Origin of the sequence: Hymenobacter sp. ISL-91, assembly GCF_018613725.1 — a bacterium.
Taxonomy (GTDB): Bacteria; Bacteroidota; Bacteroidia; order Cytophagales; family Hymenobacteraceae; genus Hymenobacter.
This window is the reverse complement of record NZ_JAGGPS010000025.1, coordinates 1-21,099: the sequence shown is the minus strand read 5'-3', so window position 1 is coordinate 21,099 and position 21,099 is coordinate 1. Positions and strand designations below refer to the sequence as shown.

At 63.1% G+C, this 21,099-nt stretch carries 25 protein-coding genes; 16 read left to right on the top strand and 9 right to left on the bottom strand.

Features of this window, described 5'->3' with window-relative positions; translation table 11 throughout:
• The first annotated feature begins 13 nt into the window (after positions 1–13).
• The 3 genes from J7E24_RS10445 to J7E24_RS10435 all read left to right on the top strand — a co-directional run bounded on the left by J7E24_RS10445 (position 14) and on the right by J7E24_RS10435 (position 2,191).
• Positions 14–919, top strand: coding sequence for a carboxypeptidase-like regulatory domain-containing protein (locus J7E24_RS10445; protein ID WP_215137837.1), 906 nt, complete (start codon positions 14–16; stop codon positions 917–919).
• Positions 920–991: 72 nt separating this feature from the next.
• Positions 992–1,576 carry a 5-formyltetrahydrofolate cyclo-ligase gene (locus J7E24_RS10440; protein WP_317195642.1) on the top strand — a complete coding sequence of 195 codons (585 nt, stop codon included), beginning with the start codon at positions 992–994 and terminating at the stop codon, positions 1,574–1,576.
• 117 nt (positions 1,577–1,693) lie between these two features.
• A complete protein-coding gene (locus tag J7E24_RS10435) occupies positions 1,694–2,191 on the top strand; it encodes an ExbD/TolR family protein (protein WP_215137835.1) in 498 nt (165 codons plus the stop codon).
• Between the two features lie 121 nt (positions 2,192–2,312).
• Here J7E24_RS10435 and J7E24_RS10430 read toward each other — a convergent pair whose 3' ends face one another.
• Both J7E24_RS10430 and J7E24_RS10425 read right to left on the bottom strand, forming a co-directional pair.
• Complete coding sequence (locus J7E24_RS10430; protein WP_215137832.1) at positions 2,313–2,894, bottom strand: GDYXXLXY domain-containing protein; 582 nt, start codon at positions 2,892–2,894, stop codon at positions 2,313–2,315.
• Positions 2,891–4,138: a DUF2157 domain-containing protein gene (locus tag J7E24_RS10425; RefSeq protein WP_215137830.1), complete on the bottom strand. Its 1,248-nt coding sequence runs from the start codon at positions 4,136–4,138 to the stop codon at positions 2,891–2,893. The genes J7E24_RS10430 and J7E24_RS10425 overlap by 4 nt, the downstream gene beginning before the upstream one ends.
• 225 nt (positions 4,139–4,363) lie before the next feature.
• Between J7E24_RS10425 and J7E24_RS10420 the strand changes: the two genes are divergently transcribed.
• A complete protein-coding gene (locus J7E24_RS10420; RefSeq protein ID WP_215137828.1) occupies positions 4,364–4,747 on the top strand; it encodes a hypothetical protein in 384 nt (127 codons plus the stop codon).
• 20 nt (positions 4,748–4,767) lie between these two features.
• Here J7E24_RS10420 and mnmD read toward each other — a convergent pair whose 3' ends face one another.
• Positions 4,768–5,448, bottom strand: coding sequence for a tRNA (5-methylaminomethyl-2-thiouridine)(34)-methyltransferase MnmD (mnmD, locus tag J7E24_RS10415; protein ID WP_215137826.1), 681 nt, complete (start codon positions 5,446–5,448; stop codon positions 4,768–4,770).
• A gap of 212 nt (positions 5,449–5,660) precedes the next feature.
• Here mnmD and J7E24_RS10410 point away from each other — a divergent pair, with 212 nt between their 5' ends.
• Positions 5,661–6,089 carry a thioesterase family protein gene (locus tag J7E24_RS10410; protein WP_215137824.1) on the top strand — a complete coding sequence of 143 codons (429 nt, stop codon included), beginning with the start codon at positions 5,661–5,663 and terminating at the stop codon, positions 6,087–6,089.
• Positions 6,090–6,133: 44 nt separating this feature from the next.
• Here J7E24_RS10410 and J7E24_RS10405 read toward each other — a convergent pair whose 3' ends face one another.
• The 4 genes from J7E24_RS10405 to J7E24_RS10390 form a co-directional block, all read right to left on the bottom strand.
• On the bottom strand, positions 6,134–7,759 hold the full coding sequence (locus J7E24_RS10405; protein WP_215137822.1) for an aminopeptidase P family protein: 1,626 nt from the start codon (positions 7,757–7,759) through the stop codon (positions 6,134–6,136).
• A gap of 299 nt (positions 7,760–8,058) precedes the next feature.
• The gene (gene rpmB, locus J7E24_RS10400; RefSeq protein WP_019946872.1) at positions 8,059–8,298 is read right to left on the bottom strand and encodes a 50S ribosomal protein L28; all 240 of its coding nucleotides are present in this window, start codon (positions 8,296–8,298) and stop codon (positions 8,059–8,061) included.
• A gap of 97 nt (positions 8,299–8,395) precedes the next feature.
• Positions 8,396–8,596 (bottom strand): DUF5522 domain-containing protein, encoded by a 201-nt coding sequence (locus J7E24_RS10395; protein WP_215137820.1) that lies wholly within the window; start codon positions 8,594–8,596, stop codon positions 8,396–8,398.
• Entirely contained in the window at positions 8,593–8,982 is a 390-nt protein-coding gene (locus J7E24_RS10390) for a Rid family detoxifying hydrolase (protein WP_215137818.1), read from the bottom strand. The genes J7E24_RS10395 and J7E24_RS10390 overlap by 4 nt, the downstream gene beginning before the upstream one ends.
• 107 nt (positions 8,983–9,089) lie before the next feature.
• Between J7E24_RS10390 and rocD the strand changes: the two genes are divergently transcribed.
• The 8 genes from rocD (at position 9,090) to J7E24_RS10350 (ending at position 15,922) form a co-directional block, all read left to right on the top strand.
• Positions 9,090–10,361, top strand: coding sequence for an ornithine--oxo-acid transaminase (gene rocD, locus J7E24_RS10385; RefSeq protein WP_215137816.1), 1,272 nt, complete (start codon positions 9,090–9,092; stop codon positions 10,359–10,361).
• Positions 10,362–10,630: 269 nt separating this feature from the next.
• A complete protein-coding gene (locus J7E24_RS10380; RefSeq protein WP_215137814.1) occupies positions 10,631–10,864 on the top strand; it encodes a hypothetical protein in 234 nt (77 codons plus the stop codon).
• 89 nt (positions 10,865–10,953) lie between these two features.
• Positions 10,954–11,490 (top strand): hypothetical protein, encoded by a 537-nt coding sequence (locus tag J7E24_RS10375; RefSeq protein WP_215137812.1) that lies wholly within the window; start codon positions 10,954–10,956, stop codon positions 11,488–11,490.
• 358 nt (positions 11,491–11,848) lie between these two features.
• Complete coding sequence (locus tag J7E24_RS10370) at positions 11,849–12,004, top strand: hypothetical protein (protein WP_215137810.1); 156 nt, start codon at positions 11,849–11,851, stop codon at positions 12,002–12,004.
• Positions 12,005–12,072: 68 nt separating this feature from the next.
• Positions 12,073–13,065, top strand: a complete 993-nt coding sequence (hemB, locus tag J7E24_RS10365; RefSeq protein ID WP_215137808.1) for a porphobilinogen synthase — start codon at positions 12,073–12,075, stop codon at positions 13,063–13,065.
• 162 nt (positions 13,066–13,227) lie between these two features.
• Positions 13,228–13,734, top strand: coding sequence for a GNAT family N-acetyltransferase (locus tag J7E24_RS10360; RefSeq protein ID WP_215137806.1), 507 nt, complete (start codon positions 13,228–13,230; stop codon positions 13,732–13,734).
• 161 nt (positions 13,735–13,895) lie between these two features.
• Positions 13,896–15,119 (top strand): amine oxidase, encoded by a 1,224-nt coding sequence (locus J7E24_RS10355; protein ID WP_215137804.1) that lies wholly within the window; start codon positions 13,896–13,898, stop codon positions 15,117–15,119.
• A 35-nt stretch (positions 15,120–15,154) separates the two neighbouring features.
• Positions 15,155–15,922 (top strand): phospholipase D-like domain-containing protein, encoded by a 768-nt coding sequence (locus J7E24_RS10350; RefSeq protein ID WP_215137802.1) that lies wholly within the window; start codon positions 15,155–15,157, stop codon positions 15,920–15,922.
• An 82-nt stretch (positions 15,923–16,004) separates the two neighbouring features.
• Here the strand turns inward: J7E24_RS10350 and J7E24_RS10345 are convergent, their stop codons facing one another.
• Positions 16,005–17,519 carry an RICIN domain-containing protein gene (locus J7E24_RS10345; protein WP_215137800.1) on the bottom strand — a complete coding sequence of 505 codons (1,515 nt, stop codon included), beginning with the start codon at positions 17,517–17,519 and terminating at the stop codon, positions 16,005–16,007.
• Positions 17,520–17,831: 312 nt separating this feature from the next.
• On the opposite strand from J7E24_RS10345, the gene J7E24_RS10340 reads away from it, so the two are divergent.
• Both J7E24_RS10340 and J7E24_RS10335 read left to right on the top strand, forming a co-directional pair.
• Entirely contained in the window at positions 17,832–18,362 is a 531-nt protein-coding gene (locus J7E24_RS10340; RefSeq protein WP_215137798.1) for a methylated-DNA--[protein]-cysteine S-methyltransferase, read from the top strand.
• Positions 18,363–18,499: 137 nt separating this feature from the next.
• Positions 18,500–19,051 carry a DUF6252 family protein gene (locus tag J7E24_RS10335; protein ID WP_215137796.1) on the top strand — a complete coding sequence of 184 codons (552 nt, stop codon included), beginning with the start codon at positions 18,500–18,502 and terminating at the stop codon, positions 19,049–19,051.
• A gap of 51 nt (positions 19,052–19,102) precedes the next feature.
• Here the strand turns inward: J7E24_RS10335 and J7E24_RS10330 are convergent, their stop codons facing one another.
• Entirely contained in the window at positions 19,103–19,987 is an 885-nt protein-coding gene (locus tag J7E24_RS10330) for an alpha/beta hydrolase (protein WP_215137794.1), read from the bottom strand.
• Positions 19,988–20,218: 231 nt separating this feature from the next.
• Between J7E24_RS10330 and J7E24_RS10325 the strand changes: the two genes are divergently transcribed.
• Complete coding sequence (locus tag J7E24_RS10325) at positions 20,219–20,956, top strand: hypothetical protein (RefSeq protein WP_215137793.1); 738 nt, start codon at positions 20,219–20,221, stop codon at positions 20,954–20,956.
• Positions 20,957–21,099 lie beyond the last annotated feature (143 nt).

The window sequence follows — 21,099 nt, the reverse complement described above, 5'->3', positions numbered from 1 at the left end:
TACTTCTCCTCCTATGCGCGTAGCCAACCCGTTTAAAATTATTAGATTCTTGCTACTACTGCTGGCCTTAGGGTCGGCGGCGCGGGCCCAAACCCTGACGGGCACTGTTACGGAAACCGGTTCGGGCCAGCCGGTGCCTTACGCCAACATCGGTATTCCGGGCAAGGACGTGGGCACGGTGGCCGACGAGCAGGGGCGCTACCAGCTCTCCTACACCGCCGCCAACCTCACCGACACGGTGCGCCTGTCGAGCATTGGGTTTGAGCCGCGGCAGGTGCTGCTTGGGGAGTTGCTGGTGAAGCCCCAAGCGCAGTTGGCGCCAGCGGCCGTGGCACTGGCCGATGTGCGGGTGCAGGCACCGGGCCTTTTCAAGCGCCGCCTGACGCTGGGCAACAATAGCACCTCGGAGATGATAATTGCCGGTATGGCGGCGGAGGGCCACGGGGCCGAAATAGGCGTTGTTATCAACCTGCGCCACCAGCCCACTAAAGTGCAGCAGGCCCGGTTCAACCTGCTGTACCAGGACAGCATCGACCTCACGTTTCGCGTAAACCTGTACCGGCTGTTGCCCGACGGCCAGCCATCCAACGAGAAGCTCAACCGCCGCGATATTCTCGTGCATAGCTCCAGCCGCCCCAACAACACCGGCCCGCTGGTAGTGGACCTGACGGCGGACAATCTGGTGCTGGACGAAGACTTTCTGCTGACGCTGGAATGGGTGGCGGGCGGCATGGCGCAGACGTCGCAGAAAATGCACGACTTACGCAAGAATGTCTATTTTTCCGCGGCGCTGGGCTATTTCGGCAAGCCTCCGTACATCCGCAAAACCAGCCAGGGAACCTGGGAGAAGATGTCGCTCGGGGCCCGGCTGGCGGGCATGCAGTTTAAAGTAGGCTTCAACGTAACTGCCCTGGACTAACCGGTTCCAGCCAAAACTTAACGTAATGACCGGCCAAAAAATCAGCGCAATCAATCCAATCAGCGAAAATCAGTGATTAATAAAGCTGACCTCCGCCGCACCGCCCTGGCCCGCCGCCTGGCCTTACCCGAAACGGAGGTGGCCCGCCGCAGTGCCGCGCTGTGGCTGCAGCTGCTGGCCGGGTTTCCGGTGGCGCAGTGGCGGGGGCTGCACCTGTTTCTGCCGATTGCCCGCCAGCACGAGCCCGACACCTGGCCGCTTATCCGCCAGTTGTGGGCTGATTTTTTAGCCCTGCAACTAGCCGTGCCCGTGGTGCAGTCCGACGGCCGCACTCTGCGCCACTATGCCCTCACCCCCGAAACCCCACTGACGCCCAACCGCTGGGGCATCCCGGAGCCCGCCGCCGACGCGCCCGAGGTAGCGCCCACCGCCTTCGATGCGGTGCTGGTGCCGCTGCTGGCCTTCGACGAAACCGGCCACCGCGTGGGTTATGGTAAGGGTTTCTATGACCAGTTTCTGCGAGAGTGCCGCTCCGATACGCTCCGAATTGGCATTAGCCTGGAGCCGCCGGTGCCTCGCATTGCTGATGCCTGGGCCGGCGACGTGCGCCTGCACGCCTGCCTCACGCCGGAGCGGCTGTGGCGATTCGGGCAGTAGAACAACTCTGCGGACCTCTGCGCAAACCTCTGCGCTCCTCTGCGGGAAACCGGCCCCACGCAATACGGCGCCTCGCAGCATCGTTGAAAGGCTATGTTTCACTAAACCCTATTCTGCATGGCCAGCATCCAACCGACCGCCGCCCCCAAATCCGGCAAGCCCCGCGCCACCAAACGCGCCTTCCACCCCGACATGACGCCGATGGTGGACCTGGCCTTTCTGCTGCTGACGTTCTTCATGCTCACTACCACCTTCAACAAGCCCAGCGTGATGGAGCTGGCCATGCCCACGCCGGGCCCCGAAACCCCCATCGACCCGAAAAAAGCCCTCACGCTGCTGCTCGATAAGAACAGCGAGGTGCGCTACTTCTTCGGCCTCACTCCTGGCCCGGCCACCGACCAGCTGCACCGCACCACCCTGGCCGCCAACGGCCTGCGCCAGGTGCTGCTCCGGTTTCAGCAGCAGCCCGGCGGCGTGGTGCTCATCAAACCCAGCAACCAGGCCAGCTACCAAAGCCTGGTCGATGTGCTGGACGAAATGAACATCACCGGCCAGCGCAAATACGCGTTGGTTGATTTGACCAAAGCCGACAAGGAACTGTTGGCGGCGCGGTAACAGAACCCGCCTGTCATCCTAACCTTGCGAAGGACCTTATCACGTTTAAACGGCCGTAACAACAACCCTTTTTCACGTGATAAGGTCCTTCGCAAGCTCAGAATGACAGGCGGGCGCTGATTTACCGTACCACGCCTAGCGTATCAACCTGCGTGATGCGGGCCTGGCCCCAGGGGGCAATGCTGACTTGCACGCGCAGGCGGCGGCGGTGGCGTAGTTGGCGGGTCATGGTTTCGGGCACGTAGTAGCGCTCCAGTCCGTAGCGCAGGCGCAGACCGCGCCGCCACACGTCCTGCACCGATCCGCGCAGCACCACTTGCTGGCCGGTGGTGGCGGGTGCTTCGGGATAGATGCCCACGGCCGCGTAGTTGTCGGCGCTGGTGGGCTGGGGTTCGAGCAGCACGTAGGCGGCGTCTTTGCGGCGGGGCTGTTTGGCACCGCGCCACAGGCTGCCGGGCAGCTCGCTGATCTGGTAGCGCAGGCGCAGATGGTCGCCGTAGAGCAAATCGCGCGGGTCGACGGGCTCGGTTTGCAGCGTGATGGTGCGGCCCAGCGCGGCGGTGGCGTAGCCGGCCACGGCCACACCCAGCACGAACAGCACCTGCGCCGCTACCAGCCACAGCAGCCAGCGGCGGTGGTGGGCGGGCAGGGCCGGCGTAGCGGCTGGCACCGGGTTCAGGTCAGAAATGAACGGCTCGGTCATGGCTTGGGGGCGGCAGAGGCGGCAGAAGCACTGGCGGCATTGGCGGCGGCCAGGGTGCGGGCGGCGCGCCGTTGCAGCCACCAGCTCAGGCCCAGCAGCAGCAGTCCGCCCAGCAGGAAAAACAACGATTTATCGAAGTAGCCCCACGTCAGCTTGAAGTAGGCCACGGCGGTAGTCAGCACGAACAGCACGGTGCCCAGCGTTACGCGGTCGGGGTTCTGCTCCTGGTGGGCGCGCAGCAGCACGCTGCCCGAGTAGGCGTACAGCACCACCAGCGTGGCAATGGCCAGCGGCAATCCGCCCGTGAAATAGAAGCCCGGCAGCAGCAGCAGCCAATCGGTAGCCCCACCGAGGCGGCCGCGGCGCTGCTTGCCCACCAGCGAGAGAGCCAGCACGGCCGTCAGCGCGGCCAAGTAGGGCACCAGCGGCGCCCGCAGCTGCCCGGCGTAGAAGTCCGATTCGCCAAACAAAGCCAGCCCCAGCGTAAACAGGAAGGCGGCGGCTAGCGGCGGCCCCTGCAGGGCGCGGCCGGCCGGGCGGTCGGCCTGCCAGTCGCCGAGGGCGTACACGAGCATGGCCGGGATAAAGAACCAGGTGATTTTGACGTGCAGGTGGTTTATCAGCAGCGCCGCCTGCCAGAGCAGGCCGCCGGCCAGCACCCCGCCGAGCAGCGCGTCGGGCCGGCGCCACCAGTACAGGCCCAGCCCCAGGGCCGTGCCGGCGGCCGTGAGGTAGCTGAAGGCTCCCAGTTGCCCCGTGTTGTAACCCTGCACGATGCCGCTGATGACGACGGTGAGCAGAAACAGCAGCCGGCTGCGGTACAGCCACGTGAGGCCCATGCCGGCCACAGCCCAGGCCAGCAGCCCGGTCAGGTCGTAGCCAATGAGCTGGTAGAGCTGGCTGGTGAGCACGATGCTGGCCCCGAACACCACGAGGCCCAGCGCCACCAGGCCCATGCCCAGACTGGTATTGCCGCGCCGCCGGAAGTATTCGCCGCCCGCGTAGGCGGCCACCAGCGTGGCCAGCAGCAGTCCCAGCCGCAGCAGCTCGGGCAGACTCTGCCAGTTGGCCGCCACCACGCTCAGGGCGCTCAGCAGCACCAGCAACGAGCCCAGCAGCGGCAGCAGCCCAATGGCGTTGGCCTCCGAAGGGTACAGGGCCAGCAGCTGCTCGCGCTGCGCCTCTGTAATCACACCCCGCCGCACCCACTGCGGCCCATCTGTTTCCAGTACCTTTCGACTCATAAGGGCAGCAACTTACGCAGAGCGGGCCAACTTACGTGCTGGTCGCGTTGCGCATTTTCCGCGAGGAAACGGCGGCTTCAACCCGCTTCACTAATCAGGAATCCATGATTCGGGCGATACTCTTCGCGTCGTGCTATTGCTGGAAAAGCGAAATTGGCGCAGCAACTCAATAATTCAAAACAGATGTTATTCAATCTTTTTCCTAGAGATAAGCTATACGTGCGAGTGCATACCAACGCAATGGAGGTAACAAACCTGCGGAACAACCGAACAATTTATCGCGAATCCACTCGTAAATTCTCTATTGACAGGTTACCTATTGCCGACTTCTTTGTGGCGGAGCAACATCTCAAACAGATAATTGCAGAATTAAGGGAACCCGGCTGGATTAAGCCTTCGATTGATTTTCTCATGCAATTCGCAGTGAATCTAGACGGTGGCATAAGTGCCGTAGAGAAAAAAACACTGCGCGAGATGGGCGAGTATTCAGGAGGAGTAACAGTTTTCATTGCGCCCTACGCGCAGAAACTAACTGATGAGCAAGCACTGCAGAAGCTGCTTCTAGGACTGAAAGGCAAGTCATTTATGCCACCTGATTTGGTCACATAAAACTGCCAGCAAACCTTCCATTACCGCTTCCAGGCCCGCGTCATCTCGCGCTTGCCGGGCGGGCCGGGAATGGCCTCCACCTGCCAGCCCGTGGCCCGCAGACTGCGCTTGAAGCTGCCCTTGGCGCAGTAGCTTACCAGGCAGCCGCCCGGTGCGGCGGCTTCGTACAACTGCCCGAATACGGCCTCGGTCCACATATCGGGCTGCTTGTCGGGGGCGAAGGCGTCGAAGTAGATAACCTGATACGCTTCCGGTTCCAATGTCAGGTTCTGCAGCTCGCCGGCCAGCTTGCGCAGCGTGAAGGCCGCCGTGAGGGCCACCGGCTGCTCCCAAACCGACTCGTGCAGCTGCTGCCGAAACGCGGGTAGCGGCGGCTCCTGCAGCTCGGCGGCCGTGGCCAGCCCGCGTACCAACTCCCAGGGCAGCGGGTGCTTCTCCACGGTGTCGTAGCGGATGGGTGCCGGGGCCGTGCGGCTGCGCTCCAGCGTCAGCAGCGCGTTCAGGCCGGTTCCGAAGCCCACTTCCAGCACTCGCACCGGGCCGGTAGCGGCGCCCAGGGCCGGCTCCAGACCGGCCCCCAGGTACACGTGGCGGGCTTCCTGCACGGCCCCGTGGGTGCTGTGGTAATGCTCATCGAGGGCCGGAACATAGAGCGTGCCCGAGCCGTCGGCGGTGGGGCGGAGTTGCACGTTGGGGTGCATAGAAGCGTCGTTGGAGGTTGATGGTTGGTTCTAATAAGGATAAAGGAACGTCATCAGGCGCTAAGAACAGTGGGTTTAGTGCGGATGCCACGGCTAATTTACAGCAACTACAAACGGTGCGTTTGCCGCTTGGCATGATACCCTACTGGTGCTGAATGGCGTTCTTTACGCTCTCAGCTAAGCACAAAACACCACCTACTAAGTTCTAAAATATGCCCCGCGTCAAGGTCAATCTGTCCGAAAGCTTCCTGTTCACCATCGAACTGCCCATCCGCATCACCGACCTCAACTACGGCGCCCACCTGGGCAACGACGCGCTGCTGAGTTTGCTGCACGAAGCCCGGGTGCAGTTTCTGGCCCACCTCGGCCAGCCCGAGTTTGACGCCGCCACCGGCCTGGGCCACATCATGGCCGACGTGGCCATCGAGTACAAGGGCGAAGGTTTCCACGGCGACGTGCTGCGCATTCAGATGGCCGCCGACGACCTCAACAAGTACGGTTTCGACCTGGTGTACGCCGTGGCCACCACCAGCGGCCGCGAAATTGCGCGGGCCAAAACCGGCATGCTCTGCTTCGACTACAACACCCGCAAGCTGCGCCTGCTGCCCGACGACTACGCCGCCCGCCTGCGCGGCGAGTAGCGGGTCCGGCGCGGGCCGCTGCCGGTTCAGGCTGCTCCGGCTGCTTACAGTTGTGGTAGCTTGAACCCGTCGAGGGCGCTGGGCTGGGCCATCAGGGCCTCGATATCGGCCACGGTGCGGGGGGCTTCGCGCGAGAGGTTTTCGTAGCCGGTGGGCGTGATGAGCAGGTCGTCTTCGATACGCACGCCGATGTTCCACCACTTCGGGTCGCAGGGGCTGCCCGCGGGAATGTAGATGCCGGGCTCGACGGTTATTACGTTGCCGGCCACCAGCGGGCCGTAGCTGCCCCGGTCGTGCACATCGAGGCCCAGGTAGTGGCTGGTGCCGTGCGGGAAGTAGCGCCGCGCTTCCTCGGGCTGCCTGATGATGCCGAGTTTGAGCAGCCCGGCGGTTACCACCTGGCGGGCGGCCTGGTCGGGGGCCTGGAAGGCCGCGCCGGGCTTGCTGGCGGCGAAACCGGCCTCCTGGGCCGCCAGTACCAGCTCGTAAATCTGGCGCTGGGCCGGGCTGAACTTGCCGCTGGGCGGGATAGTACGTGTTACGTCGGCCGAGTAGCCGCGGTATTCGGCGCCGCAGTCCATCAGCACCAGCTCATTGCCTACCAGCGGTTTATCGTTGGTTATATAGTGCAGAATGCAGCCATTGGCGCCGGCGCCCACAATGCTGGGGTAGCCTTCAAACTCGGCGTCGTACTTGCGGTACACAAATTCGTGGATGCCCTGTAGCTCCCGCTCGCCCAGGCCCGAATGGGCAGCCTTCATCACCTCGCGCTGGCCGGCGGCGCTGATGCGAACGGCGCGCCGGAGCAGGGCAATTTCCTCGGCCGTTTTCACGGCCCGTAGCTCATTTAGGGCGCTATTGAGGGTAGCAGTACTGAAGCGCGGCACGGGCCGAGTGGCCAGCGCCTGCTGCCGTTCGGCATCGGTCGAAGCTTTCAGGTAGCGTTGCACGTAGGCGTCCTGCGCTACTGCGGGCCGCTGCCGAATCCGGTTTTCGAGCAGCTGCCGGGTACGGTCGGCGCTGCCAACGCCCTGCTGCTGCATGGTGTGGTACAGGGCCTCCTGTCGGGTGTCGAAACCGGCGGGTACTGCCGCCTGCCGACGGAAGGTAGCCAGCAGATCGAAAAGGTCGGCTGGGTCGGACGGGTCGTCGCGCACATCGGCGGGCAGGTCCAGAAACTGCACGCTGCTGAAATCGGCCCATTTAATACCGGCTTTGGCAAACTCCTGGTTGTCGGCCGCGAACTGCAGCTGCAGCTGATTTTTAGCGCCTTCAGTACCCAAGCGGCGGCCGTTCCACTGTTCGCGGCGGGCATCGCGAGGCTGTACGAATAGCGCCTCCGTTATGCCTGGCTGCCCGTTCAGCGTTTGGGGCTCCCGGAACAGCACCAGCACAGCGTCGGGCTCCTGGTAGCCGGTGAGGTAGTAGAAATCGGGGTTCTGGTGGTAGATGTAGTTGACATCGTTGGCGCGGTTGCGCACGGGCGCGGCAAACAACACGGCCACGGCCCCCGGCGGCAACGCCTGCCGCAGCAACTCGCGGCGCTGCTTATGAAAAGCGGGGCTCAGCGCATCGGTGAGCCGAGCGGGACCGACGGTGGCGGCAGTTGGCTGGGCGCTGGCCGAACCGGACAACAGCAACAGACCGGCCACTACGCACAGTGACTTCAAACTGGAAGGAAAGCGAAAAGTGGGCATAGCGGCCGGAGCAGACAGACCGCCGGCGCGGAGTGCGGCAGCGGGGCCGGAAGTTACGGATTCGGCCCGTTCAGGCAAGCCTGACCGTTCTACCAAGCCAAGCCCGTTCAGCCCAAAGCCGTCCCCACCCGGGCCAGCAGTTGGCCCCAGCCGCCTACCCGCAATCACACAAAGCTTCCGCGGCAGAACCGGATTGACTGACAATCGGGTTCTGCCGCGGAAGCTTTGTGCTAACCAGTCGGCTTATTTCTCTTTACGGAGAAACGGGCAGGCTAGTAGGTGATGAAGCCCTGCTCCTTAGCCTTCTTGAGGACGGCCATGATGCCGTTCTTGTTGATGGTGCGGATGGTGCTGGTGGCTACTTTCAGCGTAACCCAGGCGTCCTGCTCGGGGATGTAGAAACGCTTCTTCTGCAGGTTCGGGTAGAACTTGCGCTTGGTTTTGTTGTTGGCGTGCGAAACGTTGTTGCCTACGCGGGTACGCTTGCCGGTCAGATCACAAACTCGGGCCATGATATCAGGAACTTAGTGGTTTCAATTCGGAAAAACAGGGCCGCAAAGATCGGAATATTCCGGCAGGAACAAAACCCGCGCCCTGAAAAATAGCCAATTAGCCGTCGGATTTCTTATTCGGGCCCGGCTTTTCGCCTTTTGCCCCCTGCCAGGGGCAGTGCCGGCAACCATTGCCGCAGCAAAAGCCCCGGCGGCGGTGGTACTGCTCGGTAAACACCATATAGCCCTCGGGCGTGAGGTAAAAGTCGCCGGGCAGCAGGGGTTTGGTCAGGAACGCGGCCAGGCGGGCGCTGCTCATCGGCCGGCCGGTGGCAGCAGGGCCACGCACTCAATTTCCACCAGCGCATCAAGCGGCAGCCGCGACACCTCGACGGTGCTACGGGCCGGGCGGTGCGCGCCGAAGCACTCGGCGTACACGGCGTTCATGCGCGGAAAATCAGCGAAATTCTTCAGGAAAACGGTGGTTTTCACGATGTCGGCCAGCGCCAGTCCGCGGGCCGACAGCACGGTAGCCAGGTTGGCCAGCACCTGCCGGGTCTGGTCTTCGATAATCAGCGCTTCTACCCGGCCCGAGGCGGGAACTATGGGCGTCTGGCCCGAGCAGAATACGAACCCGTTGGCTTCAATGGCCTGGGCATAAGGGCCCACCGCGGCGGGGGCATCCGGATGATGAAGGACTTGCATAAGGTAAAGATAGGGCTCGGGTGGCTTTCCAACCGGCTCAAACCGAATCGACCCTGCCGGGTTTTATGTAACTTTGGGCATACCACCCTTAACCATTCGCGCTGCTCATGTCTGTTACTTCCCACCCTGCCGCTACTGCCCAGTCTACCGCCACGCTCTCCCGCAGCCAGGAAATTATGGCGCTGGAAGATCAATATGGTGCCCATAACTACCACCCGCTACCGGTAGTATTGAGCCGGGGCGAGGGCGTACACCTGTGGGACGTGGAGGGCAAGCATTACTTCGATTTTCTGTCGGCCTACTCGGCCGTGAACCAAGGGCATTGCCACCCGCGCATCATCGGGGCCCTCACCGCGCAGGCTCAGCGCCTCACGCTCACGAGCCGCGCCTTTTTCAACGACCAGCTGGGGGCCGCCGAAAAGCAGCTCTGCGACATTTTCAGCTACGACAAGGCCCTGCTGATGAACTCCGGGGCTGAGGCCGTGGAAACGGCCCTCAAGCTGGCCCGCAAGTGGGGCTACCAGGAAAAGGGCATTGCGCCCAATCAGGCCCGTATTCTGGTAGCCGAAAGCAACTTCCACGGCCGTACCACCGGAATCATCTCCTTCAGCACCGACCCCGACTCGACCACCGGCTTCGGCCCCTACGTGCCCGGCTACCAGGTAGTACCCTACAACGACCTGGAGGCGCTGGCCGAGGCGCTGAAAGACCCGCAGGTATGCGCGTTCATGGTCGAGCCCATTCAGGGCGAGGCCGGCGTGGTGGTGCCCTCGGATGGCTACCTGTTTAAGGCCGCTGCGCTGTGCCGCGAGCACAACGTGCTGTTTATTGCCGATGAAATCCAGACCGGCTTAGGCCGGACCGGCGAGCTGCTGGCTATTTGCTACGAGGGCGTACACGCCGACATTCTGGTGCTGGGCAAGGCCCTGAGCGGGGGCGTGCTGCCGGTGTCGGCGGTGCTGGCGCGCAACGAAATTATGCTCACTATTCAGCCCGGCCAGCATGGCTCCACGTTCGGCGGCAACCCGCTGGCCTGCGTGGTCATGCGGGCGGCGCTGGATGTGCTGATTGACGAAAAGCTGACCGAAAACGCCCGCGCCCTGGGCGAGGTATTCCGCGAGCGGATGCGCCAGGTACAGCCCAAGCGCCCCGAAGTGGTGCAGCTGGTGCGTGGCAAAGGCCTGCTGAACGCCGTGGTGATTACGCCCGCCGCCGACGGCCGTACCGCCTGGGACGTGTGCGTGAGCCTGATGGAGCGCGGCGTGCTGGCCAAGCCTACTCACGGCGACATCATTCGTTTCGCCCCGCCGCTGGTCATCAACGAGGAGCAGCTGCACGAGGCCTGCGACGTGATTGAGGAGGTAATCCTGGCTTTCTAGAGCCGATGGGCTTTCACTTGGCCGCCCGTTATGCGCTGCATAACGGGCGGCTTTTTTTTTCCCCCTACCCTACTCCACCTGTTACTGCTGAAGCCCGCCAGCAGGTAAGCCGTTCGTCGTGATAACCAATGTGTTCGTCGGGTGGAACCACTGGCCGCCGACAATTCCGGGAAACTGGCGGCGCACAACTGAAGGTTGAACGAAGAAGCCAGCAGGCAGCCCGCGGGGCCGGTACTTTTGTCGCACCATCCTCTCAGAAAAACACTGTTATGCGTTCCTTCCGCCTGTTGCTGCTTGCCGGCATTGTTGCTGCTACCTCGCTGGCCAGCTGCCAAACCAGCCGTTTGGCCCTGGCGGCTCAGCCGGCCAACGTGTTCGGCTCCTTGCCCGAGTACGCCCCGACCGATTCGGCCGGCACAGTGGTGTTGCTGCACGATTCGCAGGGGCCACAGGCTACCCGGGCCGTACTGCCGGCCGGCGAAGCGGCCCTGTTTGGCCAGTAGCAGGCGCAGACTGGCGCGGCTGAAGTACTGAACCGCGGCGGCGGCTTCCGGAAGCGGAGGCCGCCGCGGTTTGTTTTTATCTTGCGGCCATGCACAAATTTCTTCGTGGGCGCTGGTGGGTAGCCGGGCTGCTGCTGGCCGCCGGCTGTCGTAGCGAGCAGGCCGTATTTTCGTTTCGGCCGGCGGCGGTGCCCGTTTCGGTGGCGGTACCGGTTGCCGCCCGTTCCTCAACCACAGCTTCGCTGGCGGCTCCAGCAGGGGCGGTTGCACTGGCCGCCCCCCCGTTGGCGACATCAGTATCCGACGCCACAGCTGCGCCTGCAGAAGCGCCTGTCCGGCCAGCAGCGCGGCAGCTAAAGCAACCTGCCGCTCGTCTCAAGGCGCTGGCTTCGGTACGGGCGAGCCGACCCGCAACGGCCAGCCGCACTGCCCACCGCGACACGCTGCACTGGCTGCTGGGTGGCGCGCTGGTGGTGGCGGGCGTGGTAGGCGGCATCCTGCTCGGCGGCTGGTTGGGACTGGGCGTGGGGGCGGTGCTGGTGCTGTTGGGGTACTATTTTGTGGTGCTGGGCCTGGGCGGGCGGCAGGCTTGGCTGGAGGTGTTTCAGGAGTTTTTCAATATGTAGCCTGATGAAACGTGGGCTACAACTCGGGTTGATGTTGGGGTTGCTGGCCGGGTGCCAGGGGGCACGGGTGCTCGTGCCGCTGCCGCCAGAGCCAGTAACTGTAGCCCCTTCGCGCCAGCTGATACTGCCAGTTGGCGATGCTGGAGCGGCTTCGGCAGCCAGGTCTTATTTGCCGCGGCCAGCGCCGGCCCTTGCAGCCCCGCAACCAGCCGGAGCCCGGCCAGCTAGCCCAGGTAGGCCGGCATACCACCCTGCCCAAGCGGGGCCAACAAGTAGCCAGATCAGCCAGGCACCTACAGAGCAAGGGGTGCCACAGACTGAGGCACCCAGGCGCACCGGCCGGAGTTGGGGCAATGTCTTGCAGGTTGTTGGTACGGTGCTGGCTGTAGGTGGCATTGTAAGCGGGCTGGTGGTAGGTGGCTGGGCCGGCTTCGGCATCTTCGCGCTGGGTGCAGTGGTAGGTGGAGTAGTGGCCTTCTGCGGCAGCTTCCTCATCAACGGCGACTTATTCTGAATGTCTGCCGACCGCAACCTTACCTTTGCGGCGGTTGTTCTATCCGGTCTTATCAAGTGAAATTGCCCATGCCCCAAGTACCCACCCACCGTCCGCGCCGCAACCGCAAGTCGCAGGTAATCCGCGACATGGTGCAGGAAACCCGCCTTACCGCCCATAACCTCATCTTCCCGCTTTTCCTCATCGAAGGCCAGAACCAGCAGGCCGAGGTGAAGTCGATGCCCGGCATTTTCCGGTTTTCGGCCGACCGCATCATCGATGAAATCGGGCGGTGCGTGGAGCTGGGCATCAACTCGTTCGCGCCGTTTCCGAGCATCAACGACAACCTGAAAGACCGGCTGGCCCGCGAATCGGCCAACCCCGAGGGGCTGTATCTGAAAACGGTGGCCGACATCCGGCGGCAGTTCCCGGAGGTGGTGCTGATGACCGACGTGGCTATGGACCCCTACTCCTCCGACGGCCACGACGGCGTGGTGGACGCCGAATCGGGCGAGATTCTCAATGATGCCACCCTGGAAGTGCTCGGCCAGATGGCCCTGGCCCAGGCCCGCGCCGGCGCCGACATCATCGGCCCGAGCGACATGATGGACGGCCGCGTGGCCTGGATTCGGGAAGTGCTCGACCAGAACGCGTTTTCGCACGTGAGCATCATGAGCTACACGGCCAAGTACGCCTCAGCTTTCTACGGCCCGTTCCGCGACGCGCTGGACTCGGCCCCCAAAAAAGGTGACAAGAAAAGCTACCAGATGAACCCGGCCAACCGCCGCGAAGCCCTGCGCGAGCTAACCCTCGATGAGCAGGAAGGCGCCGACATGGTGATGGTAAAACCCGCGCTGAGCTACCTTGACGTGATTATGGACGTGAAAAACCACACCAACCTGCCCGTCACGGCCTACAACGTATCGGGCGAGTACGCCATGGTGAAGGCTGCTGCCCAGCAGGGCTGGCTCGATGGCGAAAAGACCATGATGGAAGTGCTGCTCAGCATCAAGCGGGCCGGCGCCGATGCCATCCTCACCTACTTCGCCAAGGAAGCGGCCGAAGTGCTGCGGCGGGGGTAGGAAGAGCTGCATAGTATAGTAGAACGTCATGCTGAGCTTGCCGAAGCATCTCTACCGCAACAGTACATGGTTACTATTGCGGTAGAGATGCTTCGGCAAGCTCAGCATGACGTTCTTTTTTGACTCTTCTTCCCTATCATCCATAAATTCCCCCCTCACGCCATGATGCTCCGCCTCGCCACCCCCGCCGACCTGCCGGCCATGCTCGCGCTACTGGCCCAGACCGTGCCGCTGATGCAGGCAGGCGGCAACCAGCAGTGGTCGGCCGATTATCCCAACGAAGCCGTGTTTCGGGCGGATATGGAGGCGGGGCATTTGTGGGTGGCGGAGCTGGACGGGCAGCTGGCGGGCTTCGCGGCCCTCACCCACAACCACCAAGATGCCGAGTATGCTCAGGCCGACTGGGATTTCGCCGAGCCGGCTCTGGTCACGCACCGGCTGGCGGTGGCTCCGGCCGCCCGCGGCCGGGGCGTGGCGGCTGCGTTGCTGGCTCAGGCCGAAACCCTGGCCCGGCAGCAGGGCCTGCGCGTATTGCGGGTAGATACCAACTCAGAAAACCAGGCCACCCGCCAGCTTTTCCCGAAACTGGGCTACCGCTTTGCGGGCGAAATCGGGCTGGCGTTCCGGCCGGGGCTGCGGTTTCTGTGCTACGAAAAGTGGCTGAAGTAATGAGCAGTGGGGTGCCTTCGGTGGCCGGGTTGTGCTGCCTATTGCGCCAACCCGGGCAAGCGCCATCTTAACCTCAACTGCAATTTTGGGGTACATAATGCGGTGCGGCTTTCCCTGCGGGGCCGGCGGCACCGCTTTTTCGTTCACCAACCCGTGTTTTCATGTCTGCTGCCACCACTCTTTCCCATCCGTTTCACTCTTTCTGGATGGCTGGTTTCGAGTGTACCGATCAGCTGAACGCCTTTGGCAACCGCGTCGATTTTCTGAACCTGACCGGCCATTTGTCATTGCTCGATGCTGATTACGCGCTTATCCGGCAGCACCGGCTGGGCACCGTGCGCGAGGGCATCCGCTGGAGCCAAGTGGAGCGCCGCCCCTACGAGTACGACTGGGCCACGGTGCAGGTGCTGCTCGATGCGGGCCAACGCCACGGCATGCAGCAGGTCTGGGACCTATGCCACTTCGGCTACCCCGACGACCTGACGCCGCTGCACCCGCTGTTTGCCCGCCGCTTTGCCGCGCTGTGCCGCGCCTTCGTGCACTTCTACCGCCAGCAGCGGCCCGACGACGTGCTCATCATCACGCCCATAAACGAGGTGAGCTTTATGAGCTGGCTGGGCGGCGACGTGCGCGGCACGGCTCCTTATTGCGTGGGGCAGGGCTGGGAAGTGAAGCGGGGCCTGATGCGGGCCTACATTGAAGGCGTAGCGGCCCTGCGCGAAACCGACCCCGCCGTGCGGATTCTCACCACCGAGCCACTGCTTAATATTGTGCCGCGCCACGGGGCCGGGCCGGCCGAAGTGCGCCGGGCCCGCGAGGCGCACCGCAACCAGTTCCAGAGTGTGGATATGCTGGCCGGCCGGCTTTGCCCCGAGTTGGGCGGCCACCCCGACTACCTCGACCTGCTGGGCTTCAACTTTTACTACGACAACCAGTGGCAGCTGGAGCCTTACCAGACGCTGCCCTGGGCCAACGAGCACCACGACCCGCGCTTCCGGCCGCTTAGCTCGCTGCTCGCCGAGGCCTACCGGCGCTACGGCCGTCCGGTGGTACTCACCGAAACCAGCCATCCCGGCCACGACCGCCCACAATGGCTGCGCATGGTAGCCCACGAAGCCGTGCAAGCCCTGCAGGCCGGTATACCGTTGCTGGGCGTATGCCTCTACCCCATCATCGATAGGCCCGACTGGGACCACCTGACGCCCTGGCACCACGCGGGCCTCTGGGATGCTGATACCGCCGCGGCAACGCCCGGCCTCACCCGCCTGCTGCACGAGCCCTCGGCCCACGCTTTGGCCGACGCCCAGGCCCTGGTAGACCAAGCCCTGGAAGCCCGACACCGGCAGCTGGCCCGGGCCGAGTTACTGGAAGTGAACCAGGCCTGATGCCCGCGGGCCAACGGTTTACCGTACCTTCCGGCATGGCCCACTCCCCTATTCCGCCCGTGTCCGAGCTGCTGCACCAATTCCGTCAGGCTTTTGCCGATGTCAACCTGTCGGCCGCAGAAGCGGATGAGCTCCGCGAGCGGCTGGCGGAGTTCCAGCAGCAGCATGGCAACCTCGAAGCGTTACGCCGGCAGCTGTTCGGGCTGGCTAAAAACCACTTCAACACTTTTAAAGACAAGGCTGTAATAGAGTGGCTGGAAACGGCCAGCGCTCTGCTGCCGGCCCCAGCAGAAGCCCCGATAACGGCAGCGGTGCTGGCGACCAGACCGGCCGCCTTACCGGCAACGGCTTCCACCGCGGCGGCACAGGTATACTTCAGCCCCCACGACGACTGTGTGGCTGCCATTCAGGAATTCATTCGGCAGGCCCGGCAGACGCTGGATGTGTGCGTGTTTACAGTGGCCGACAACCGCCTGAGCGATGAGCTGGTAGCCGCCCACAGGCGGGGTGTGCGCGTACGGCTGCTCACTGACAACGAAAAGCTCTTCGACCGGGGTTCCGATGTGCGGGCCCTGCACACCGCTGGCCTGGCAGTGCACGTTGATGAGAGCCGCAACCACATGCACCACAAGTTTGCCCTATCTGATAATACCCGGGTGCTTACCGGCAGCTACAACTGGACCCGGTCGGCGGCCGAGCTTAATCTCGAAAACCTGCTCATCAGCCCCGACCAAGCCCTGGTGGCCGCCTACGCCGCCGAGTTTGCCCGCCTGTGGGCCGAGCTGCCCGAATTCGCCGGATAAATACCCTTGCTTTTATCCAGTATGATAAAGCAAAAAGCCCCGTTCCGGGTGCTGGAACGGGGCTTTTTGCCTGATAACCTGCTTAGGGGCGCTCGGTTGCGTCGCTGCCTACCTCCGGGGCATCGGCACCGGGGCGGCGGATGGACACCACTTGGCGCGTGTTGCTGGCGCCTACGGTCAGGCTCAGGTAATAGTCGCCGGCGGGCAGGCTGCTGAAGTTGAGCGTTTGATGGTGCGAGCCGGCGGGCTGCTTGCGGTAATCGGATACGCGCACGGCCACGCCGTTCTGGTTGTAGAGCACCCAGCCCAGTGGCTTGGCTTCGCTGAGGCTGTAGGCCATCTGCATCACGCCATTGGAAGGGTTGGGGTACACGCTCATGTTGTTGGTGCCCACTTTGCGGGCCGAATTGGCTCCGGCCAGCACGGGCTCTTCGGAGGCTTTGGCGGGCGTCAGCTTCCACTGCTGCGTGAGTTTGCCCGTGTAGCGCCACTGCTGAATGCCACCGTCGACGGAGTCCTTGTCGGTGAGGGCTTTATTGCGGCCGTTTTTCGAAATCAGCTTGAAGTAGCCGTCATCGGTGGGCTCAATCTTCCACTGTTGGTTGTAGCCGCTGTAATACGTCCAGAGGCTGGCCGGGGCACCGTTGGAAGTGGAGCTACCCAGTATCTCCAGCACTTTGTTGCTGCCGGGCACCACCAGGCGGTACAGGCCGCTACCGGTAGATTCGAGCCGCCACTGTGGGTCGGCGGCGGGCGGCGCGCCAGCCGTAGCCAGCTGCTCGGCCAGCGTTGCCGGACGGTCCTGGGTTACTTCCAGTGGCTTGCCCGTCGAACGAACTGTAATCACGTAGAGTCCTGACAGGTCGCCAGTAGGGGTCACTTCATCGGGGGCTGCCGCTTTTTTGGCTGGGGCAGCGGCTACTGCCGGAGCGGGTTTGGCGGGCTTGGCAGCTGCCGGAGCAGGTGCCGGCTTAGGGGCGGGTGCAGACTTGGGCGCCGGGGCCGGCTTAGGGGCGGCGGCAACTACTGGAGCCGGCTTAGAAGCAGCCACCGGCGCCGCCGCTGGCCGTGGTGCGGGCGCTACGGCCGCCTTGGCCACGGGTGGTGTGCCGGCCGGGTCGGGGGTAGTGGGCGAGCCCAACGGGTAGAGGTTGCCAGTCGGAATCAACTGCTGGCTCTGGCCCGGAGCCACCCAGTGCAGTTGAATGCCCGCCATGCCGGCCGCGTTGTTGTATTCGAGCTTAATGGTGGCTTTTTCGCCGGCGGCCAGCGAAACGCTGTTGTCGAGCTTGCTGCTCGCTTTCTTGCCGTCCCAGGTATCAATTACCATTCGGCCGTTCACCCACAGGCGCACCTCGTCGGTGGTTACGGCTACAAACCGGTAGCGGCCGGTGCCCGGCGCGGCAATCAGGCCTTCCCAGCGCACCGAAAAATTGTCGGCTGGCAGGCCAGGCGCAGGCGAGTTAACGCCCCAACGGAAATCCACCACCTCATCCTGGCGCTTAAGTACGGGCTGGCCCGCCAGCGAGCCATTGCTGAAGTAGGATGCCGTAAGGCCAGTGCCCCAGCCCTGGACGGGCGGCGTTTCGGCGGGCATGATGACAGCGCTATACGCGAGCGGTGCCGCAACTACCGGCAGTTGGCCGAGCAGGCCCAAACCGAACGCAGAGCAAAGAAATAAACGTCGCACGATAGAGGTGGCTTTGGAAGTTGAGACGGTGTAAATGGAGCGCAAATAAGCAACAGTCAAAAATCTACGCGTAGATTTATATTTTACTGCTTCGCTTCTACTAATATACGGGTTTTTCTCAGGCAGTTACAGCGCCATGCGCTTTGCGGGCCCCGGCATACTGCAACAAACAGGCTGCAAATTGCCCTGAAACTGTGTTTTTATCTAATTTCAGACCCGATGCCTGAACTACTAGCTGTCCTGCCCGACACCAGCTCCCCGGCCCGGGCGTTGCTGGCCACGCCACTGGGCCTGTTGGAATTGCGGGGTACCGACGCGGGCCTCAGCGAAGTAGGGTTTCTGGCTACTGGCAGCCCGGGCGTAGCTACTCCGGCCGGGGCAGTACCCGCCTGCCTGCAGCCGGCCCACGAGCAGCTGCGCGCTTACTTTGGGGGCGAGTTGCGCGAATTCACGGTGCGCACGGCCGTAGCAGCCGGCACCGAATTTCAGCGGCAGGTGTGGGCAGCGCTGCCGGCCGTGGCCTACGGGCACACGGCCTCCTACCTCGACCTAGCCCGGCAACTGGATAACCCCGGCGCGGTGCGGGCCGTGGGCGCGGCCAACGGCCAGAATCCGCTGGCCATCATCTGGCCCTGCCACCGCATCGTTGGGGCCGGTGGCCAGCTAACGGGCTATGCCGGCGGGCTGACCCGGAAAAAGTGGCTACTGGAGCTGGAAAGCCCCCCGCTGCAATTAGGACTGGGTTTGTGAAACAGCGGCTGACAGGCCGACCCCACCGGCCAGTACATTTCGCTGCTGCCCACCTTTGAAGAAATGGACAGCAGCACGGCCACGGCCCGAGCCGCTGCCCATCAGACCAATTCTTTCCCACCTTTCCCTTCCTTGCTATGAAACACCTTGCTCTATTGCTGGCGGCCCTGCTGGGCCTGAGCCAGTGCAAGGAGAGAGAGGCCGCCCCCGCGCCCGAAAGCCTGCTGCCGCCCGCCACCCAGACCGGGGCCAACACCTTCGGTTGCCTGCTCAACGGCCAGCCTTGGACTCCAAGCGGCTTCAACGGCACGTCAAATTATAGCGTCTCATACGATCCTACTTATGATGGAGGGACATTTGACTTGCGCACCTACCGCTACCCAAGCGGTAACCGTAACAGCGATAAAGACCAACAATACATCATTGTATATGCTCGGGGGCTAACTGATATTGGAACTTACAACTTAGCAAACGCTAATAAAATGAATGCTACTGCTACCCTAAATGATAGGAAAAGCGGCTGTGATTATCATGATAGATATCCTCAATTCTACCGTCGGGGCACTCTCACTATTACCCGCCTCGATATGCAAGCCGGCATCGTTTCCGGCACCTTCGATTTCACACTATACAAGCCTGGCTGTGATACGATTAAGATAACTAACGGCCGCTTCGACAGGAAGCTGTAAGCTCGTTTCGCTCGCGCTTGTAGACGTTTTCGTTGTCGGATATCCAGGGCTTCAGCGCTCCGCCCCCACAAACGGCAGCAGCTTCTGGTAGATGATATTGTGTTGCCAATACAACTGCAGCACCATGGGTATGTGCTTTTTGCCGGGCTGCACCTGGTAGTAGGGCGTGTGGCCCAAGCCCACCAGCGCCTTACGGAACTCGGCGCTGCTGCTGCTGATGGATGGGTAAGTTTCGCCGCCCACGAAGATGAGAAAAGGCGGCGTTTGGGGCGTGAGGTGATGGCGGGCCGACACCGTGCGCCAGCTGGCCGGGTCGGGGCCAAAGGATACGATGTACTGGTTGTCGCCGGGGTAGGCCTTCTTTTTCAGGTAGTCATACATATCGAGGCCGGCGGCATCGTCGAGCACCACGCCGCGTACCGGGTTGGTGGTTTCGCCCCAGCGCCGGAACCGGGCGTCGTCGGTGGCCAGCAGCGCCGCCAGGCCGCCCCCGGCCGAGTGGCCCATCGTAAACAGCCGGGCCGGGTCGCCTCCGTAGTCGGCAATGTGGCGGCGCACCCATACCACGGCCCGGGCACAGTCGTCGGCCATCTGGGGTACGCGTACATCCGGCGACAGGCGGTAGTTGATGACCACGGCCACCACGCCCTGCTTGGCCAGCCGGCGGCCCACAAACGAGTACAGGTTTTTGCTGCCGCTGGTCCAGTTGCCGCCATGAATGAACACCACCACCGGGTAGGGCCGGGTGCCCGGCTTTTTGGGCGCATACACATCGAGCAGGTGGCGCTTGGCGCTGTAGGCCGAGTCGGTGGCCGGCACGTAGGCCACATCGGCGGTACGGCGGCTGGGGCGGGCCACGCTGTACTCGGTGGCGGCGGCCAGCAGCAACAGCGTACCTAGCAGGGCAGGCAGCAGGCGAAGAAACAAAAAGCGCATTCAGTAGAAACAAAGGAGCAAAACCAACGCCACCCAACGGGCCGCGCAATGGCGCAGGTACGATAGGGCCAACCGGCCGGATTGCCCCCGCTATGGCCACAACAGCTGTGCGGGCAACAGGTTAGCAGAGGTGGCTCTGCAGGAGCACGGTTGGGGCGGCGGGCGTATATTTGACAGTCCGCGGCCTTGCCAAATGACCGGCCGGCCTGTTCACTGCTACTATATTGCTACATGAAATTTCCGATTCCTTTTTTCCTGCTGACTGCGCTGCTACTGGGTGCCGAACTGTCGCCGGCCCAAGCCCAGCGGGCCGGCAAGGCCGCAAAAGCCGCTACTGCCGACGCCCGCGAGGCGGTGCTGGGCAGCCGCAACCAGCCGATGTTTGGCGGCCTCTCGGCGGTGCAGGCCGAGCAGGCGCTGGGGCCGGCTACCGTAGCGGGGCTAGCAGGCAGCTTCCCCTCGCGGGCCGAAGCCAGCCAGTTTTTCAGCCGCAAAGGCTACGAGTATTTACTGGAAAACCAGCGCGATACAGCGGCCTACCGCTTCAACCTGGCCTGGGTGCTCGACCCGAATAATGCCAATGCCTACCACGGCCTGGGCGTGCTGGCCAGCAGCAACCCCACGCCCGAGCAGTCGATTGAGCTGCTGGAAAAAGGACTGGCGCTGGCCCCTACCAACTCGCAGCTTCTCTCCGACCTGGGCACCAGCTACCTGATTCGCTACGAGCAGAACAAGAAGAAAAAGGACCTGAAAACCGGCACCGAGCTGCTGCAGAAAGCCACCACCCAGGACTCGACCAACGCCAACGCCTGGCAGCAGCTGGCCCGCGCCTATTATTACCAAGAGCAGTACGCCCAGGCCTGGGAAGCCGTGCACAAAGGCCAGGCGACCAGTATTGCCGCCGTCGACTTCGGCCTGATTGCCGACCTACTGGCCCACATGCCCGACCCCAAAGGCACGTACAAGTAACTGCTGTTACGCAGACACTACCGTACGCTGTAGCCATTGAACGGAATCGTTGAGGCGGTGTGAGCGGCGGGCGGGGACAAGCCCCGCCCCTACGTCGTGCGGTAGTGTCTCCGTAACAGCAGGTACTAAGTAGTGTTGCATAA